The sequence below is a fragment of the Rhizobacter sp. P2_H2 genome (assembly GCF_056403375.1).
The window spans coordinates 1-1,514 of record NZ_JBFUFP010001206.1; the positions used below are offsets into that span (position 1 = coordinate 1).

1 protein-coding gene is annotated in these 1,514 nt (G+C 72.0%); it reads left to right on the forward strand.

Features of this window, described 5'->3' with window-relative positions:
- Positions 1-184: 184 nt before the first annotated feature.
- On the forward strand, positions 185-1,514 hold a 1,330-nt coding region (locus AC1D15_RS31600; RefSeq protein ID WP_477829155.1), incomplete at its 3' end, for an O-antigen ligase family protein.

Below are 1,514 nucleotides of genomic sequence, written 5' to 3' on the forward strand. Positions count from 1 at the left end.
CGACACCGCGCCGGTCGGGCTGTATGCCGACGGCCTGGCCGTCGCCAGCCTGGTGGGCCGCGTGCTGGCACTGAGCCGTGCGCGCCACACGAGCTCGCGGGATCTGCGGGACATGCTGCGCCGCCTGGCGGCCACGCGCTCGCAGATCCTGGGTGCCGTGATCAGCCATTTCTGAGGGTCTTCGATGTCGAGCCCGCCTTCTGCCAGCACCAGCGCGTGGCGGCGCGACGATGCCGGCGCGCTGCTGCTCGCCGCGATGATGTGGGTGCTGGTCGTGCTGATGATCGTGCCGGAGGGGCTGGACTACGAGAGCCTGGTCCATGCGGCCGCGCCCGACTCGGCCGGCCTGTTGAGCCGCGCGCTGTGGGGTGCGGTGCTCGGCCTCGGCGGGCTGGTCCTGGTCTGGCGTGCGGGCCTCGCGTGGCTGCTGGTGCGCAGCGCCAACGGCTGGCTGTTCGCGTTCCTCGCGCTGGCGGTGGCGAGCGTCGCCTGGTCGATCGACCCGGGCCTGAGCGTGCGGCGGCTGCTGCGCTTCGTCACGATCGTCGTCGCCTGCGTCGCCTTCGTGCTGGTCGCCTGGCACGCGCAGCGCTTCCAGCGCGTCGTGCGCCCGGTGCTGACGCTGGTGCTGCTGGGCTCGCTGGCCTTCGGCCTGGCGGCACCGTCGCTCGCCGTCCACCAGGAGGTGGCGGCCGAGCTGGCCGGTGCGTGGCGCGGCCTCGCGAACCACAAGAACAGCCTCGGCGCGCTGGCCGGCATGGCGATGATCTTCTGGTGCCATGGCGGCCTGACGCGCGAGGTGTCGCCCGGCAGCGCGCTGGCCGGTGGTGCGGTGGCGGCGGCCTGCCTGCTGCTGTCGCGCAGCTCGACCTCGCTGGCGGCCACCGCCGCGGTGCTCGTCTTCCTCGTGGTCGCGCTGCGTGCGCCGCGCGGGCTGCGGCCCTTCGTGCCGCACCTGGTGCTCATGGTCACCGTGCTGCTGCTGCTCCATGCGCTGGTGACGCTCGGCCTCGTCGCCGGCCTGTCGGCCTTCATGGCGATGGTGTCGACCTTCAGCGGCAAGGACATGACGCTGACCGGCCGCACCGAGATCTGGGCGATCCTCGGCGATCACATGCGCGAGCACCCGTTCTTCGGCACCGGCTATGCGGCCTACTGGACGGCGGCGCCGACCGCCGGCACCGATGCCTTCGAGTTCGTCCGCCGCATGGGCTCGTTCTACCCGGGCTCGGCGCACAACGGCTACTTCGACGTGGTCAACGACCTCGGCTGGGCCGGTCTCGCCTGTCTGTTCGGCTACGCGATCACGCAGGTGCTGCACTCGCTGYGGCTGGCCAACGGCGAGCGCACCCAGGCGGTGCTGTACCTGGCGGTGTTCCTGCAGCAGGCGATCACGAACCTGTCCGAGACGCACTGGTTCAGCGTGCAGAGCGTCGACTTCGTGATCATGACGCTCACCACGACCGCGCTCGCGCGCAGCCTGCTGGAGCGGCGGCTGCGCGCGGCCTATGGCG